Below are 14,394 nucleotides of genomic sequence, written 5' to 3' on the forward strand. Positions count from 1 at the left end.
CGGGGTCAGTGGTGGTGCGCGTGCCGACCGAGCGTCTCTACGGGTGTCGCGCCAGGCCGGGTCCACTGCGGTGCGGGCCGAGTCGTCTCCGCCCATCCGGCACGACCGTCCGCGTCGGTCCGCCAGTACCAGCAGGGGTCGTGACCCTCCGGCCACCCGTCCGGGGTGTCCTGCCAGGCCTCTCCGCGTCCGTAGAGGGTCATGTCGAGCAGGCCGAATGAGCCGATGGCCGCTTCGACGCCGCGGCCCGTCGTGGCGTAGGTGAGGAAGACGCGGTCGCCTTCGCGGACGAACGAGGCGAAGGAGCCCATGTCGCCTCCGATGGGCTGTGCGACGTCGCGCACCGAGTACCAGGGCTGGGAGTAGCCCATGAACGCGACGAACGGTGCGACCTCGTCCCAGCGGCCCTCCGTCACGATGGCGAACGAGACGCCGCGGGCGTGCAGGTAGACCGCGTCCTTCAGGTGCCACGTCGTGAACGTGCAGCCTTCGCACTGACCCTGGTGCGGCGCACCGTCGTGCCACATGTGCTTGTAGACCATCAGCTCGGTGCGTCCCTGGAAGAGCTCGACCAACGGCACCGGCCCGTCGGCTCCGACGATCTCGAGCGTTCCGTCGACCTCGACCATCGGGAGGCGCCGGCGCTCCGCCGCGAGTGCGTCACCGGCGTGGGTGTGGGCCTTCTCGCGGACCAGGAGCTCGTCGCGGGCGGTCTGCCAGGTGGCGAGGTCGACGACCGCGGGGCGCCCGGGCTGGGCGGCGATCGGGGCATCGGGCGTGGTCGTCATCGTGTCCTCCGTCGTGGGTCGTGCCGGGCGGCGTCGCGCGGGGTCGTGCGACGTCTACCCAACGACGCGCGGGCGCGCCCCAGATCGACAGGTCGCGGTCTGCGAGCCGGCGCCGGGGCGCCACTGCCGAGTGCTGGGCCTGACCCCGCTGGTCACTGCAGGCCGGAGGCGACGCCGCGGCTCGTGACGTCCGGCGGCTCCGGCGCGACGTCGCTGCGCTGCTCGTGGGGTGCGCCGAGCACGAGGAGCATGTGGCCACCGAGGTACCCGCTCACGGCGGTCGCGCCAGCCGCGAGCAGGCTGAGCGCCACGGCGGTCCCGCGCCGGGCCCCACGCTTCCGCAGGACCCACGACGCGGTGTACAGCGCGAGAGCGCCCGTGTTGAGGGTGGCGTGCAGAGCGCCCACAGCCCGGACCGTCTCGCCGCCCCGCTGCCAGTCCGCGAGGCCGGTCAACGCCGTCGGCGCGGCGGCGAGGATGCCGAGGCCGAGCAGCCGGTCCGCCGAGCGCGGGTCGGTGCCGACCAGGTCGAGCACCGAGCTGCTGACCCACAACCCGAGGGGCAGGTCGGTGAGCAGCGGGTGGGCGGCGTGGCCCAGGAGCTCGCCTCGGAGCAGCCGGCCGAGAGGCGGGGCCGCGACCGCGTCCGCCGCAGGGTCGAGCGCGCGGGCGACGGGGTCGAGCACGCGTGACGTCTCGGAGGCCTCGGCGAGGCGACGTGGGAGCGGGGTGGGTTCGGTGTTCATGGCACAGACCGTCCGGGAGTGTCGGAGGCGTCTGCTCCACCACCTCGATCATCCCAGCCGAGGCTCCGTCGCGCACGACCCGGATGCGGAGGAGGCGGTCGTCGTCGAGAGTGGTGACGTGGCGAAGCAGCCTGCCGCTGGACCGATGACCTTGCTCTCGGCACAGGAGGAGCCATGGCCCGCACAGTCTCCGAGCTCATGACCGCGCACCCGACCGTCGTCGAGGTGACCGACACCTTGCGATCCGTGGCCCAGACGATGGCCACGCAGGACGTCGGCGCCCTCGTGGTGGCCGAAGGCGGTGCGATCGTCGGCATCGTCACCGACCGCGACCTCGTGGTCCGCGGGCTCGCCGTCGGGATCGGTGCCGACGCACCGGTGGGGCAGCTCACGAGCGGCGAGCTCGTCAGCGTCGGACCGGACGACGACGTCGCCGAGGTCGTGCAGATCATGCGGGACCGGGCGGTCCGCAGGGTGCCCGTGGTCGAGGGCAACCGGGCCGTGGGCGTGATCAGCCTCGGTGACCTCGCGATGGCGCTGGACGCGGACTCGGCACTCGCCGACATCTCCGCGGCGCCGGCGAACGACTGACGCGGCCGTGGCAACCGTCAGGCGAGAGATGCGCTGCGACCCGGGAGCGGTCCTCGACGTGCTGGCCGACGGCTGGGCGTACGCGACCTGGGTCGTGGGCACGTCCCGGATCCGCGGGGTGGACCGGGCCTGGCCCGCCCCGGGGACCCAGATCGCACACTCCGTCGGGATCTGGCCGGCTCTGCTCGACGACGTCACCGTCGCTCGGCGCTGGGACCCCGACCGCGGGATCGAGCTGCAGGCGCGGGGGTGGCCCGCCGGCGAGGCGCGGGTCAGGGTGGAGGTGCGCCCGAGCGCGGGTGGCTGCACCGTCGAGATGTCGGAGGATGCCGTGCGCGGACCCGGCACCCTCGTCCCGCGGCCGCTGCGCACGGCGGCCCTGGTCCCGCGCAACGTGGAGTCGCTGCGCCGGCTCGCGTACCTGGCGGAGGGTCGGCGCCGCTAGGGCGAACCCAGCAGCCTGTGCCACACCGTCCGGGTGAGCAGCCGGTGTGCCGGCCCCGCCGGGCCTGCGGCGACGAGCGCGGCGCGAGCAGCGTTCCAGCCGCACGCGCCGTGCACGCCACCACCCGGATGGGCGGACGCGCTCGCCAGGAAGAGTCCGTCGACGAGCGTCTCGGGCCGGCCGAGGCCTGCCGTGGGACGGAAGACCAGCTGCTGGTGGAGGGCGGACGTGCCACCGCCCACGGCGCCGTCGACGAGGTTCGCATCGGCCGCCTCGAGGTCGGCCGGGCTCTGGGTGTGACGGCCGACGACGGTTGCCCGGAACCCGGGGGCCGCGCGCTCGATCGACGCCTCGACGCGCTCGAGCTGGTCGGTGATAGCGGCCGCTGTCCAGTCCTGGCCGTGCGGCACGTGCGTGTACGCCCATGCCGACTCGGTGCCGGCGGGGGAGCGGGTGGGGTCTGCCGTGGTCATCTGCCCGAAGAGCAGGAAGGGGCGCTCAGGGGTGCGCCCGGCCGTGAGGTCGGCGGCCCAGTCGCCCATCCCGACGACGTCGGCGCCCAGGTGCACCGTGCCTGCGCTGCCAGCGGCGGCGGCGGCCCACGGGACCGGACGGTCGAGGGCCCAGTTCACCTTGAACGTCGAGTGGTCCCACTGGAACTTCTCGAGCTGCTGGAGCAGCCGACCCGGGACGTGCTCCGTCGCGAGCAGGTCCCGGTAGAGCGCGGGCGCGGAGACGTCCGCCAGCACGGCCCGGCGTGCGCGCACGCGCCGTCCGTCCGCGGTGGCCACACCGACCGCCCGCCGACCGGCGACATGGACGCGGTCCACCCGGACCCCCGTCCGGACCTCGCCACCTCCGGCGACCAGCCGCCCGACCAGCGCGTCCGTGAGAGCGCCGGCGCCGCCCTGCGGCACGGGGAAGCCGACGTCCTGGCCGAGCATCGACATCAGCCAGCCGAAAGCCCCGCTGCCCGCCGCGTCGGGCGGGATGTCGGCGTGCAGCGCGTTCCCGAGGAGCAGGAGCTTGCCGCCGGCGCCACGGAACTGCTCGTCCGAGAGGCGCCGGACGGACAGCGCCGCGAGCCGCGCGAGGTCGAGGCCGTCCGAGAGCCCGAGCCTCCGGAGGAGCCGGGCCGCGCTCACCACGGGCGGGAACGGCGTGAAGAGGGCGTCCAGCAGCGGGTCCCGGATCCGGTGCCACGTCTCGAACAACCTGAGCCAGGCGTCTCCGTCGCCGGGGGCGAAGTCGTCGAGACCCGCGGCGGTCCGTGCCGGGTCGCGCCTCAGGACCGCCGCGCGGCCGTCGTCGAGCACGTGCGCGAGCACGTCCGGCGCCTGCACCCACCGCAGCCCGTGATCCTCGAGGTTCAGGCCCCGGATCACGGGTGAGGCTGCTGCGAGCGGGTAGAACGCGCTGAACAGGTCCGTGCGAAAGCCGGGCGCGGTGACCTCGGCGCTGCGGACGGCACCGCCCGGGACGTCCTGCTCCTCCAGGACCAGGACGTCCCACCCGGCGTCGACCAGTGCGTTCGCGGCGACAAGGCCGTTCGGCCCCGCTCCGACGACCACCGCGTCCACGGTCTCGACCGTCATGGCTGACCCTCCGAGCACGCGCGGGTGTGGACATCCGTCACCGGACGGCCTGGGTCAGGAGACCGTCGGGCCCTCGTCGACCGACTCCGGGTCCTCTTCGGGCTCGAACGTCGACGGCTCGCCGGCTCCGATGCCCACCCCGCCGGCCTGTGCCAGCTCGTCCGCGTCGGTCTTCTGGTCGTGATCCCGATCCGGGTGGGTCTCGGTCATGGCGCAACCTCGTCGTCGGCTCCGGCGCGTGTCCCGGCGGGGTCGCCCGGATCGTCCGGGCCGTCGGGGAAGGCGTCCGGAGTCTCGGGACCGTCGGGGATCTGCTGCGGCACCTCGTCGGGAACGGGGCTGCGGTCCGGGTCGTCCGGCCCGGGGAACTGGTCAGGAAGGCTCTCGCTCATGGCACACCTCACCGCGTGAGCACCGAGGACCTGCGCTGCCTGAGTCCTGGCGGGGGCCGACGTCGCGCGACGGCCCGCGCATGGTGTCGATCATCCGCCCGCCCGCGCCGCCCCGCGACCGCACGACGCTGCCCGCGGTGCCGAGGAAGCGCAGCACCCCTGCGCGACGCCCTCGAACACGACGCCTGGTGCCGCGGACGCCAGTCCGTGCCACCCGGCGTCACGCGGCGGGACCCTCGTCGAGCTCGCTCAGCGTGGCGAAGTGGTCCGACGGGAAGGTGCCGTTGACCGCCTCGGTGCCCACGAGCTCGCTGCCGGACGCCACGATCGGCCCCCCGGGGCGACCCGGCCTCGCGAACACGTAGTCGATGCGGCGGTCGATCTGCCGGACGGCCTCGATCGGTGCGTACGGCGTCGAGGAGCTCAGGGTGACCGCGTTCGTCGCACCGCCGCCGGCGGGCCAGAGGTCGACGGCCACGGACTCGAGGACGTCGATCTCCGGACAGCCCGGCCGCGCGTTCAGGTCTCCCAGGAGGAGCACCGGCAGGTCGCCGTCGAGGGCCGGGTCGGACATGAGGACGGCCAGCTCCTTCGTCTGCGCCAGGTGGTCGTCGCGGAAGCTCGGCTGCCACTCGGTGCAGGCGACGATGACGTGGAGCGGCCCGATCGGGTGGTCCAGGGTCGCGACGAGGGCGGTCGGCGGCTCGCGGTGCACGGCGGGCAGCGGGTGGCCGCGCACGTGCATGACCGGCCAGCGGCTCACCAGGCCGACGCCGATGTCGATCCCGACCTGGTCCTGCGTCTCGACGGGGTCGGGCAGCGGCGGTATCGAGCTGGGGAGGAAGGCACCGTGCGCCCCCAGGCGCGGTGCGCGATCAGGTCCGCCTGCGTCTCGTCGGCCGAGCCCCAGGTCTCCTGGAGCCCGAGGACGTCGGGCCGGACGCGCCGGATGACGTCGTGGATGCCGGCCTCGCGTGCGCGCCAGCTGGGACCGAACCGCCACCAGACGTTCCAGCTCATGACGCGCACGCGAGGTCACCTCACCGGTTCGCGAGCCGACCGGCCAGCGCGTGCTCGATCGCCGGGACGAAGTCGTCGAGGTCGTCCGGGTCGCGCGAGGTGATCAGTCGGTAGCCGCCCTCGTCGTCGACCGAGACGGGCTGGTCCACCCACGTGCCGCCGGCGTTGCGGACGTCCGTCTGCAGCGATGGGTAGCTGGTCAAGGTCTTGCCCGCGACCACACCCGCCTCGATGAGCGCCCACGGCCCGTGGCAGATCGCCGCGATCGGCCGTCCCGACGACGCGAACGTACGCACGATGTCGACGGCGGCGCTCTCGAGCCGCAGCGAGTCGGCGTTGAGCGTGCCGCCCGGCACCAGCAGCAGGTCGAAGTCCGTCCCGGCGTCGCCGAAGGTCGTGTCCGGCTGCACCGTCCGGCCCGGGTCCTTGTCGCCCACGAGGGTCTGGACCGGTTCGGTGGAGCCCGCCGCGACCACCACGGTGGCGCCCCGCTCGCGCAGGCGCTCGACCGGGACGACCAGCTCGTCCTGCTCGACGCCGTAGGTGGTGACGATCGCCAGGACGCGGGTGCCGCTCACCGTGGTCTCGGTCATGACCCGTCCCCGTCCGTCGGTGAGACGGGTCCGTAGAGCGGCTGCACCTCGGCCATCTCGAGGTCGGCGGTGGCCTGGATGAGGGCGAGCAGGTCGGTGTCGAGGCCGGGGGAGAACTCCTCGAACCGCTCCTCGGCGATGGTCGAGGGCACGCCGGCGGGCGCCTGCTCGCTCGCGTCGAGCTGGGTCCCGTCCTTCGAGGGGGACATGCCCTGGAAGATCTTGCCTGCCTCGGACGATGCGGTGAGGTCGAAGGTGTACTGCTTGCTCTGCAGCCCGAGGTCGACCAGCTTCTTCACCTCGGGGAACCTCTCGGCGTTCGTCTTCGGGATGGGCAGCACCTTCGCCCAGTCGACGCCCAAGGTCTCCAGGGCCCGGGCGTAGGCGTTCTCGTGCGCCTGGTCGCGCACGATCAGGTACGCGATCGTCGAGCGCGCGGTCTTGTTGGAGGTCATCTCGTAGATCCGGCACTTCTGCAGCCGCCCGGTCGACTCGAGCATGAGGTTGTAGAGGAGGTCGAGCACGAGGTTGCCGGAGTTGTAGACGTAGGAGCCGCTCCACGGGTTGCCCGCGGCGTCCACGGGCAGGGCGCCCTGCGAGGCCACGAGGTAGTGGTGGATGTTGCCCTGGTCCAGCGCCGACTCGAGCGGCGTCGCGCCACCCGTGCCGGGCTTGTCCAGGGGGTCCGTCTTCTTGCCGTTGTACTGCGGCGACCCGTCGAGCAGGCGCGCGATGGTGGTGCCGATGAGCTCGACGTGGCTGATCTCCTCGGTGCCGATGCCCTGCAGCAGGTCGCGGTAGGGCTTGCCCGCCGGACCGCGGAAGTTGATGCTCTGGAAGAGGTACTGCATCATCGTCCGCATCTCGCCGAACTGGCCGCCGAGCCCTTCCTGGAGGGCGTTGGCGGCGGCCGGGTCCGGCTCGTCGGCCACGATGTCGTTGATCAGTCGCTGTACGTGCAGGTACATCGGATCTCCTTCGTCGTCACACGTTGCTGGTCTTGTTGTCGTCTGACCCGCGCGACTGGCGCAGGGCGCGACCGAGCCGCTCGTCCTCCTCCTGCTTGGCCTGCTTCTTCTCGCTCGCGCGCGTGTCGCGCGGCGGGAGCTGGATGGTCTTCTCGGCCTCGATGCCACCCTGCAGCTGGCGGCCGCGCTCGACCTCCGCATCGAGCTCCGCCCCGAACAGCAGCGCCAGGTTCGTGATCCACAGCCAGAGCAGGAACACGATGACCCCGGCCAGGGAGCCGTAGGTCTTGTCGTAGCTCGAGAAGTTCGCGACGTAGAAGCCGAAGGCGAGCGACGCGAGGATCCAGACCACCAGCGCGACGACCGCGCCGAGGCTGATCCAGCGGAACCTCGGCTGCTGCACGTTGGGTGTCGCGTAGTACAGGATCGCGATGGCGACCACGACCAGCGCGACGATGATCGGCCACTTCGCGACGTCCCAGACGGCGACCGTGACGTCGCTGAGCCCGATGGCGGCGCCCACCGAGCGTGCGACGCCGCCGGAGAGCACCACGGCCGCCACGATCGCCACCGCGATGACCACGAGGATCACGGTCACGACGAGCAGGGCCGGGCGCAGCTTCCAGATCGGCCGGCCCTCGTCGATCTCGTAGACACGGTTCATCCCGCGGCTGAACGCGGCGACGTAGCCGGAGGCCGACCAGAGGGCGACGACGAGCCCGAGCACGAGCGCGAACCCGGCCGCGGGCGCCTCGGTCAGTTGCGTGAGGATCGGCTTGAGCGTGTCGTCGACCGACGACACGCCGACGTCACCGGCGATCTTCAGGACGTCCGTGACCATCTTCTGCGGGTCGCCGACCAGCCCGAGGATCGACACGACGGCAAGCAGCGCCGGCGCGATCGCCAGCACTGCGTAGTACGTGAGGGCGGCCGCAAGGTCGGTGCACTGGTCCTTGGTGAACTCGCGCAGGGTCTTGCGCAGGACGTACAGCCAGGACCGCTTGGTGATGTCGTCGGGGGAGTCGGGCTTGCGGGGGTCCTCCGGGGCGGGAGCGGCATCCTTCTCGGTGCTGCGGGTGCTGCTCGTGTCGTGGGTGGTCATCGCGGCCCTCCGTGTGGTCCAGGTCGGTGCCGCGCGGCGGGGCACGGCGCTGKGCCCCGCCGCGCGAGCTCTCAGTAGCCGGGCCGGTCGTCGCCCGCCGCGTGCGCGCCGCGGACGTTGTCGGTCGCCTCGGTGGCGTCCGAGCGCAGGTCGGCGGCGGCCGACCTGCCCTCGTCCCGCAGCGTGCTGCCGGCCTCGGTCGCGCGGTCCTTGACCGCCGCGGCGGCCTCCTGCGCCGGTTCGCGCAGCTGGTCCGCGAGCCCCTGGGCGGCGTCCTTCGCCTCCTGCACCAGCGGGGCGGCCTGCTCCTTGGCGGACTGCGCGAGCTGCTGCTCCTGGCGGGTGCTGGGCAGCAGCGACGAGATCAGCCAGCCGGCACCGAAGGCGATCAGGCCCGCGGCGAGCGGGTTGCCGCGGGTCTTCTCCTTCGCCGCGTGCGGCAGCTCGGACGCCGCGTCGCTCACGCCGGCCGCCTTCGCGCCTGCAGCGTCCGCGCCGCCCATCACCCTGTCCTTGACGTCGGAGACCGCGTCGCGGACCTTGTCGGCCTGTCGCTGGGCCACCTGCGTGGGGCTCACCTTGTCGGTCAGCGCGTCCACGTCCGAGCTCAGCTCGGCGCGCGTGCGCTCGATGTCCTCGCGGATCTGGTCGGGGTCGGTGCTCATGAGTTCTTCTCCTCGTGACCTTGCAGGGCGTTCGGGATCTTCTTGACGGAGTCGGTCGTCCGGGGCAGCCCGGTGACGCGCTGGGACGCGGCGCGGCCGCGCAGGGCGAGCACGGCGGCGACGATCGCCCACACCACGGCGACGACTACGGCGGACCAGGCCCAGCTGTCCATGGCGTCGCCGAGCGCCCACCACAGGGCGATCGACAGGAACAGGAGGACGAAGTGCCCGGCCACCGCGGCACCCGCGAACAGCGAGCCGCCCTTGGCTGCCTCCTTGGCCGACTGCCGGACCTCGGCCTTGGCCAGCTCCACCTCCTGGCGCAGGAGCGTGGAGATGTCGCGCGTCACGTCGCCCAGCAGGTCGCCGACCGACTGACGCGGAGGGGCGTCCAGAGGGTCGGTCATCGCTGGTCCCCCCACGTCGCGCTGGGCACCGGCACGTCGGGCTCGGCGACGAGGCCCGGATCGCTGGTGAAGCCGGGCGCCGTGGGCAGGCCCGGGTCGGTGGCCGGTCCGGGCTCGGTCGCGAGACCTGGCTCGGTGTAGACCGGCGTGGGGGCGGTCGTGGCCGACCTTGTCGTGGGCATCGCCGTCGCTGCCGGTGGGGCGTCCTTGAGCCCGCGGGTCAGGCGACCGAGGACGACTCCGGCCCCGGCGGCGAGGACCAGGAACGTGCCGGGGCGGCGGCGGGCAAAGCTCCGGACCTCGTCGAGGGCCTCGTCGGGGCCGTGCTCGTCGAGCCAGCGACCGATCGACGTGACCCGGTCGCCGATCTCGCGGGCGATGTCCGTGGCGAGGTTCTGCTCGCTCGGCGCCGCCGCCATCTGCGTCAGCTGGCCGCCGACCGACGTGAGGCCGCCGGCGAGCCGGCTCTGCTGGGTGCCGGTCTGCTGCGCGACCTCGGTGCGGGCCTGGGACCAGAGGTCGCCGAGCTGGCGCCGCGCCTCCTGCGTGACCGCGGCGGCCTCGGACTTCGCCTCCCCGAGCAGGTGGCCGCCGGCGTCGGTCGCCTTGTCCTTGAGGTTGGCGGCCTGCTCCTTGGCGGTGTCGGTCGTGCTGGCCGGCGTCGGCTCGCCGTCCGTGCGTGCGTACGTGCTGCTGTAGTTCTCAGTCATGGTGTCGACTCGTCTCCTGTGGTCTGACGGAGCGGAGTCGTCGAGCCAGCACGGCAGCGCGCAGCGGTGCCGTTCGTGGGGTCGACGACGTCGCGAGCCTTCTGCCGCGGCCGTCCGCATGGGGGGCGGGGCGCTCAGCGCGCTCCCGGGGGTAGATCTGTCCGCGGTGCGCTGCTCCGCACACCTGCCCGTGTCCCCGGCGACGTGTCCTGTCCCGGGCGACGGTCTGCCGGCCCACCTTCTCGACCAGCACTACGGACGCTAAGCCAGCGTTCCCAGGTGCGCCACCCGGGGACGGCCGGGTACCTACGCGCGCTGGCGGAAGGTGTCACGCTCGCGCGGAGGGCTTCCGGTGACGGCCTCGACGACGACCGCCGCGACCTCGCGCAGCTTGACCTTGCGGTGCCGCGAGGCGCTGCGCAGGATCGCCAGAGCCTCGTCCGCGGTGCAGCGGTTCTCGGCCATGACGACGCCGATGGCCTGGTCGATCACCGCGCGAGACACGAGGGCGGCCCGCAGGTCGGCGTTCAGCTCCACCTGGTCGGTGCTGCGAAGGCAGAGGGCGACCGTCCGGGAGATCTCGTCGGCGTACATGTCCGCGATCGCGATCGCCGGCTCGTCCCAGGCGTGCGCGCCGGCCGCGTACAGGTTCAGAGCGATGTGCACGCCGGGGCGCACCTCGCGAGGGAGCGCGGCGGCCGAGGCGAACCCGCTGTCGCACGCGGCGACGCGCCATGCGGGCCAGCGGGTCTCGACGGACAGGTCGGGAACGTGCACGATCTGCCCCGTCTCGATCGACGTCAGGCACGGGCCGTCGTCGGCCGCGTACTCGACCTCGTCGCACATCGCGGCACGCGGGTCGCTCGCGCCGACGAGAGTCGGACGGCCGTCACGTCGCAGCGTGATGGTGGCCGAGGTCGCCGTCCCGACGTGTCGGGCCGCGGCACGCGCCACACCCTCGACGAAGTCCTCGACACCGGCCGTGCCCAGCAGCAGGGTCTGCAGCTCGGTGATCGCCACGATGCGCTGCGCCTCGTTCATGGCCGCGGACTCCGGGGTGCGTCCGCACCGGTGCCCGGTCGGCATCGGCGCCGTTGCGTGCCGCGAGCCAGATTCTCCATCACGCCTCGATCACTGACCGACCAGCGCGGCTTCCTCACCCTGGCACCTCGACGGTACGCCGCCCGTCGCCCGAAAGCCCGCATTCCGTGCCGACCGACGGCGGGCGGCGCGCCGCCGGAGGTCAGGCCGACAGCTCGGTCAGGAGCGCCGGGAGCTCGTCGAGGAGCTCCCGGGCCAGGAACCCCACCCGTCCGACGCGCGCGGCGAGCCGGTCGCCGGCCGCCGCGTGCAGGTACGTGGCCCAGCAGGCCGCCTGAGCCGGGTCGGCGCCGCGGGCGAGCAACCCGACGAGCGCGCCGGCGAGCACGTCGCCGCTCCCCGACGTCGCGAGGCCCTCCTCGCCCGTCGACACGACCCACGTCCGGCCGTCCGGCGCGGCGACGGTGCCGCGGCAGGACACGACCGCGTCGAACCGTTCGGCGATCCGCAGGCTCGAGCCGTCGTCGGGCTCGGCGTCGTCGAGGAGTGCCGCGGCCTCCTTCGGGTTCGGGGTCAGGACCAGCCGGCCGCGAAGGCTCTCCGACACGTCCGGGACGTCGGTGAGGATCCCGAGCGCGAACGCGTCGAGGAGCACAGGCACCCGTCGCCCGAGCTGCGGTACCAGCGCCCGGAGCAGGTCGATCGTCCTTTCGGGGTCGTCCAGGCCCGGCCCGACGACGACGGCGTCGGCATCGTGCAGGTCGGTGCTCAGGATCTCGGTCCCGGTGCCGTCGACCGCCCCGGCCTCCGTCTCGGGCAGCCCGAGGACGCCCGACTCCGGGAGCGCGACAGCCGACGCGACGGCGACCGAACGGGCGACCGCGAGGGTCAGGCGCCCGGCCCCGACCCGGAGCGCGGCCGTGCCCGCGAGGAGCGCCGCCCCCGGGCTCGACCGAGCCCCGCCGACCACCACGACCTGACCCCGTCCGTACTTCGACCCCGCGAGCTCCGGCAGCGGCCAGCTCCGCAGGGACGCGGGGGTGATGCTCTCAGCGCGGGTGGACATCGGGGTCTCCGGGGTGCGCGGTCACCGGGGTGTCCTCCCGGCGCAGGTGGGCGTCGTCGTTGACCACGGTCGCCGTCCACCCGTCTGCGAGGCGGACCAGCCGGGTCACCGCCGCGTTGCGGACGGGCGACCGTCGCGCCAGGTCGAGCACCTCGCGCTCGGAGAGCCCCTCGCACACGTAGCGGATGGTCGCGATGACGGCGTCGTGCGCCACGACGAGGACGCGGCGCCCGTCCTCGACACGGTCGAGGTCGGCGAGCAGGCTCCGCACCCGAAGTGCCAGGTCGGCCCACGACTCGCCGCCCGGTGGGCGGTAGTAGAACTTGCCCAGGTGGTGCCGCCGCGCGTCCTCCTCGGGATAGCGGGCGCCGACCCCGACCGTCGTGAGCAGGTCGAGGATGCCGAGCTCGCGGTCCCGGAGCCGCTCGTCCTGCCGGAGGGCGAGCGTCGAGCCGGCCTCCTGCAGCGCGATGGACGCCGTCTGGACCGCGCGCACGTACGGAGAGCACCACACCACGTCGGGATGGTCGTCTCCGGCCTGCCCCTCCAGCCAGGTGCCGAGCGCCGCCGCCTGCTCCGCGCCGAGGGGTGACAGCGGGGTGTCCGCGTCGCGGGTCTCGAGGTCGATCACCTCGAGACCCGCGCGCTCGGCCGCTGCCGCCGCGACGTTGCCGGCGCTCTCGCCGTGCCGGACGAGCACGAGCTCGCGGACGCCGGACGGGTCGTGGGGTCGGTTCACACCGTCAGCCTCCCGCGGTCGCGTTGTCGTAGGCGCGCTGTGCCGCGCCCTGCGCGTCCGCCAGCGCCTCGGACGCAGACTTGTCGCCGAGCAGGGTGGCGGTCACGGCGTTGTTGAGCTCGCTCTCGATGTCCTGGCCGGCGGGTGACGACCCGAACGTCTTCCCGTACCCGAGCACGTCGTAGTACGTCGAGATCACCTGGTCGAAGCCGGCGTTGCCCGTCGGCACCACGAACTTCTCCCGCAGCGCCTTGTCCGCCTCGGGCGACCCGGTGAAGAGGCCGGTGCTGAGCCCGCCGTTCTCCTTCAGCGTCGCGGAGCGGGCCTCGCCGGCCGCCTGCCACGCCTCGAGGCTGGTGAGGTCGAGGGCCCAGGCGCACGCGGCGTCCGGGTTCTTGGCACCGGCAGGGATGACGAACGCGGTGCCGGACGCCACGGAGAACGGCTTGCCGTCCTTGTCCTTGAACGGCACCGCCGCCAGCTGGATCGAGTCGAGGTACGGCGACAGGACGTTCGGGTACCACTGCGCGTCCACCTGCGCGCCCACCTGGCTGGCGACGAACTGGTTGTTGTCGCCGAACGTGTCGAACGAGTCGGTGAAGCTCTTCACCTTGGCGAAGCCGCCCTGCGCGTCGGTGATCTTCTTCAGCAGCTCGAGACCCGCCTCGTTCGACGGGTCGTCGAGCGTGGGCTTGCCGTCGTCGTCGGTGAGCTTGCCGCCCATCCCCAGGACCCACAGACCCGCCTGGCCCGTGGCCACCGGGTCGAAGCCGAGGGTGGCCGGGTTGCCGCCGCCCTCCTTGTACATCGCCGTGATCGCCGCGAGCAGCGTGTCGGGGTTCGACGTGTCGATCTGGTCGTCCGTCACCCCCGCTGCGTCCATGACCTTCTTGTTCAGGAGGATCGCGGGTGGCTGGTAGAACTGCGGCACCGCCCAGACCTTGTCCTGGTACCGGACGTCGTCGACGACGAACGGGTACCACTGGGTGTCCGGGTCCACGTCGTGGGCGGCGAAGCACTGGTCCAGCGGCATGATCAGGTTCTGCGCCGCGTACGTCGTGACGTAGCGCCGGTCCATCTGCACGACGTCGGGCACGTCGCCTCCCGCCAGCCGGGTGGTGAACTTCTGCGCGTCGAACGCCGTCTGGTCCAGCTTGACGGTGACACCGTCGAGCTGGTCCGCGGCATAGTCCATGCGCGAGGTGCCGACGTCGTCCGCGTTGTCGAACGCCCAGCCGTTCATGGTGCCGCCCGGCGTGCCGCTGAAGTCGGTGCTGGCCGTGGTGGCGGTGCCGCCCGACCCTGAGCTGCAGGCGGCCACCGCGAGCGTGGCGGAAGCCAGCGCGACGCCGACGACTCGTTGCCTCATCCTCATGAGAGTCCCTCCGAGTCCCAGATCTCGTCGTCGAGGTCCGGGCGAATGCCGTTGCCGATTCCGGTCGCGCAGCGTCGAGCGCGCAGAGCGGATGGTCGGGGTCCGGCGTGGTGTGCGCCGTCATCTCGACGCCGGGCGGCGCTCCGCACCA

At 73.0% G+C, this 14,394-nt stretch carries 19 protein-coding genes; 2 read left to right on the forward strand and 17 right to left on the reverse strand.

Annotated features, from left to right (window positions below; translation table 11 throughout):
- Window positions 1-5: 5 nt before the first annotated feature.
- Both AC1DT4_RS14505 and AC1DT4_RS14510 read right to left on the reverse strand, forming a co-directional pair.
- On the reverse strand, window positions 6-788 hold the full coding sequence (locus tag AC1DT4_RS14505) for a DUF899 family protein (protein WP_477090501.1): 783 nt from the start codon (window positions 786-788) through the stop codon (window positions 6-8).
- Between the two features lie 152 nt (window positions 789-940).
- Window positions 941-1,534 carry a DUF2231 domain-containing protein gene (locus AC1DT4_RS14510; protein ID WP_477090502.1) on the reverse strand — a complete coding sequence of 198 codons (594 nt, stop codon included), beginning with the start codon at window positions 1,532-1,534 and terminating at the stop codon, window positions 941-943.
- A 174-nt stretch (window positions 1,535-1,708) separates the two neighbouring features.
- Between AC1DT4_RS14510 and AC1DT4_RS14515 the strand changes: the two genes are divergently transcribed.
- Together AC1DT4_RS14515 and AC1DT4_RS14520 are read left to right on the forward strand one after the other, a co-directional pair.
- Entirely contained in the window at window positions 1,709-2,125 is a 417-nt protein-coding gene (locus AC1DT4_RS14515) for a CBS domain-containing protein (protein ID WP_477090503.1), read from the forward strand.
- Between the two features lie 7 nt (window positions 2,126-2,132).
- Window positions 2,133-2,570, forward strand: coding sequence for an SRPBCC family protein (locus tag AC1DT4_RS14520; RefSeq protein ID WP_477090504.1), 438 nt, complete (start codon window positions 2,133-2,135; stop codon window positions 2,568-2,570).
- Here AC1DT4_RS14520 and AC1DT4_RS14525 read toward each other — a convergent pair.
- From AC1DT4_RS14525 to AC1DT4_RS14595, 15 genes are all read right to left on the reverse strand, one after another.
- On the reverse strand, window positions 2,567-4,165 hold the full coding sequence (locus AC1DT4_RS14525) for a phytoene desaturase family protein (RefSeq protein WP_477090505.1): 1,599 nt from the start codon (window positions 4,163-4,165) through the stop codon (window positions 2,567-2,569). The genes AC1DT4_RS14520 and AC1DT4_RS14525 overlap by 4 nt on opposite strands.
- Before the next feature lie 54 nt (window positions 4,166-4,219).
- Window positions 4,220-4,375 carry a hypothetical protein gene (locus AC1DT4_RS14530; protein WP_477090506.1) on the reverse strand — a complete coding sequence of 52 codons (156 nt, stop codon included), beginning with the start codon at window positions 4,373-4,375 and terminating at the stop codon, window positions 4,220-4,222.
- Window positions 4,372-4,557 carry a hypothetical protein gene (locus tag AC1DT4_RS14535; protein WP_477090507.1) on the reverse strand — a complete coding sequence of 62 codons (186 nt, stop codon included), beginning with the start codon at window positions 4,555-4,557 and terminating at the stop codon, window positions 4,372-4,374. Before AC1DT4_RS14535 ends, AC1DT4_RS14530 begins: the two co-directional genes overlap by 4 nt.
- 220 nt (window positions 4,558-4,777) lie before the next feature.
- Window positions 4,778-5,419, reverse strand: coding sequence for an endonuclease/exonuclease/phosphatase family protein (locus AC1DT4_RS14540; protein WP_477090557.1), 642 nt, complete (start codon window positions 5,417-5,419; stop codon window positions 4,778-4,780).
- Window positions 5,317-5,577 carry an endonuclease/exonuclease/phosphatase family protein gene (locus AC1DT4_RS14545; protein WP_477090558.1) on the reverse strand — a complete coding sequence of 87 codons (261 nt, stop codon included), beginning with the start codon at window positions 5,575-5,577 and terminating at the stop codon, window positions 5,317-5,319. Before AC1DT4_RS14545 ends, AC1DT4_RS14540 begins: the two co-directional genes overlap by 103 nt.
- Before the next feature lie 20 nt (window positions 5,578-5,597).
- Complete coding sequence (locus AC1DT4_RS14550) at window positions 5,598-6,170, reverse strand: type 1 glutamine amidotransferase domain-containing protein (RefSeq protein ID WP_477090508.1); 573 nt, start codon at window positions 6,168-6,170, stop codon at window positions 5,598-5,600.
- Entirely contained in the window at window positions 6,167-7,138 is a 972-nt protein-coding gene (locus tag AC1DT4_RS14555; RefSeq protein WP_477090509.1) for a manganese catalase family protein, read from the reverse strand. The genes AC1DT4_RS14550 and AC1DT4_RS14555 overlap by 4 nt, the downstream gene beginning before the upstream one ends.
- Window positions 7,139-7,154: 16 nt before the next feature.
- Window positions 7,155-8,240, reverse strand: a complete 1,086-nt coding sequence (locus AC1DT4_RS14560) for a YihY/virulence factor BrkB family protein (protein ID WP_477090510.1) — start codon at window positions 8,238-8,240, stop codon at window positions 7,155-7,157.
- A 71-nt stretch (window positions 8,241-8,311) separates the two neighbouring features.
- Complete coding sequence (locus AC1DT4_RS14565) at window positions 8,312-8,905, reverse strand: DUF3618 domain-containing protein (RefSeq protein WP_477090511.1); 594 nt, start codon at window positions 8,903-8,905, stop codon at window positions 8,312-8,314.
- Entirely contained in the window at window positions 8,902-9,312 is a 411-nt protein-coding gene (locus tag AC1DT4_RS14570) for a phage holin family protein (RefSeq protein WP_477090512.1), read from the reverse strand. Before AC1DT4_RS14570 ends, AC1DT4_RS14565 begins: the two co-directional genes overlap by 4 nt.
- Window positions 9,309-10,022, reverse strand: a complete 714-nt coding sequence (locus AC1DT4_RS14575) for a hypothetical protein (protein WP_477090513.1) — start codon at window positions 10,020-10,022, stop codon at window positions 9,309-9,311. The genes AC1DT4_RS14570 and AC1DT4_RS14575 overlap by 4 nt, the downstream gene beginning before the upstream one ends.
- 306 nt (window positions 10,023-10,328) lie before the next feature.
- Window positions 10,329-11,063 carry a GAF and ANTAR domain-containing protein gene (locus AC1DT4_RS14580; protein ID WP_477090514.1) on the reverse strand — a complete coding sequence of 245 codons (735 nt, stop codon included), beginning with the start codon at window positions 11,061-11,063 and terminating at the stop codon, window positions 10,329-10,331.
- Between the two features lie 202 nt (window positions 11,064-11,265).
- Window positions 11,266-12,129: an NAD(P)H-hydrate dehydratase gene (locus AC1DT4_RS14585; protein WP_477090515.1), complete on the reverse strand. Its 864-nt coding sequence runs from the start codon at window positions 12,127-12,129 to the stop codon at window positions 11,266-11,268.
- Window positions 12,113-12,868 carry a histidine phosphatase family protein gene (locus AC1DT4_RS14590; protein ID WP_477090516.1) on the reverse strand — a complete coding sequence of 252 codons (756 nt, stop codon included), beginning with the start codon at window positions 12,866-12,868 and terminating at the stop codon, window positions 12,113-12,115. Before AC1DT4_RS14590 ends, AC1DT4_RS14585 begins: the two co-directional genes overlap by 17 nt.
- 4 nt (window positions 12,869-12,872) lie before the next feature.
- Window positions 12,873-14,237, reverse strand: a complete 1,365-nt coding sequence (locus AC1DT4_RS14595) for an ABC transporter substrate-binding protein (protein WP_477090517.1) — start codon at window positions 14,235-14,237, stop codon at window positions 12,873-12,875.
- Between the last annotated feature and the right edge of the window lie 157 nt (window positions 14,238-14,394).

The organism is Cellulomonas sp. P4_D11 (assembly GCF_056401915.1).

Coding starts and splice junctions, on each gene's coding strand:
- AC1DT4_RS14550 (WP_477090508.1), bottom strand. CDS start 6,170: ATGACCGAGACCACGGTGAGCGGCACCCGCGTCCTGGCGATCGTCACC.
- AC1DT4_RS14510 (WP_477090502.1), bottom strand. CDS start 1,534: ATGAACACCGAACCCACCCCGCTCCCACGTCGCCTCGCCGAGGCCTCC.
- AC1DT4_RS14545 (WP_477090558.1), bottom strand. CDS start 5,577: ATGAGCTGGAACGTCTGGTGGCGGTTCGGTCCCAGCTGGCGCGCACGC.
- AC1DT4_RS14575 (WP_477090513.1), bottom strand. CDS start 10,022: ATGACTGAGAACTACAGCAGCACGTACGCACGCACGGACGGCGAGCCG.
- AC1DT4_RS14585 (WP_477090515.1), bottom strand. CDS start 12,129: ATGTCCACCCGCGCTGAGAGCATCACCCCCGCGTCCCTGCGGAGCTGG.
- AC1DT4_RS14565 (WP_477090511.1), bottom strand. CDS start 8,905: ATGAGCACCGACCCCGACCAGATCCGCGAGGACATCGAGCGCACGCGC.
- AC1DT4_RS14530 (WP_477090506.1), bottom strand. CDS start 4,375: ATGACCGAGACCCACCCGGATCGGGATCACGACCAGAAGACCGACGCG.
- AC1DT4_RS14555 (WP_477090509.1), bottom strand. CDS start 7,138: ATGTACCTGCACGTACAGCGACTGATCAACGACATCGTGGCCGACGAG.
- AC1DT4_RS14525 (WP_477090505.1), bottom strand. CDS start 4,165: ATGACGGTCGAGACCGTGGACGCGGTGGTCGTCGGAGCGGGGCCGAAC.
- AC1DT4_RS14570 (WP_477090512.1), bottom strand. CDS start 9,312: ATGACCGACCCTCTGGACGCCCCTCCGCGTCAGTCGGTCGGCGACCTG.
- AC1DT4_RS14560 (WP_477090510.1), bottom strand. CDS start 8,240: ATGACCACCCACGACACGAGCAGCACCCGCAGCACCGAGAAGGATGCC.
- AC1DT4_RS14515 (WP_477090503.1), top strand. CDS start 1,709: ATGGCCCGCACAGTCTCCGAGCTCATGACCGCGCACCCGACCGTCGTC.
- AC1DT4_RS14595 (WP_477090517.1), bottom strand. CDS start 14,237: ATGAGGCAACGAGTCGTCGGCGTCGCGCTGGCTTCCGCCACGCTCGCG.
- AC1DT4_RS14505 (WP_477090501.1), bottom strand. CDS start 788: ATGACGACCACGCCCGATGCCCCGATCGCCGCCCAGCCCGGGCGCCCC.
- AC1DT4_RS14580 (WP_477090514.1), bottom strand. CDS start 11,063: ATGAACGAGGCGCAGCGCATCGTGGCGATCACCGAGCTGCAGACCCTG.
- AC1DT4_RS14535 (WP_477090507.1), bottom strand. CDS start 4,557: ATGAGCGAGAGCCTTCCTGACCAGTTCCCCGGGCCGGACGACCCGGAC.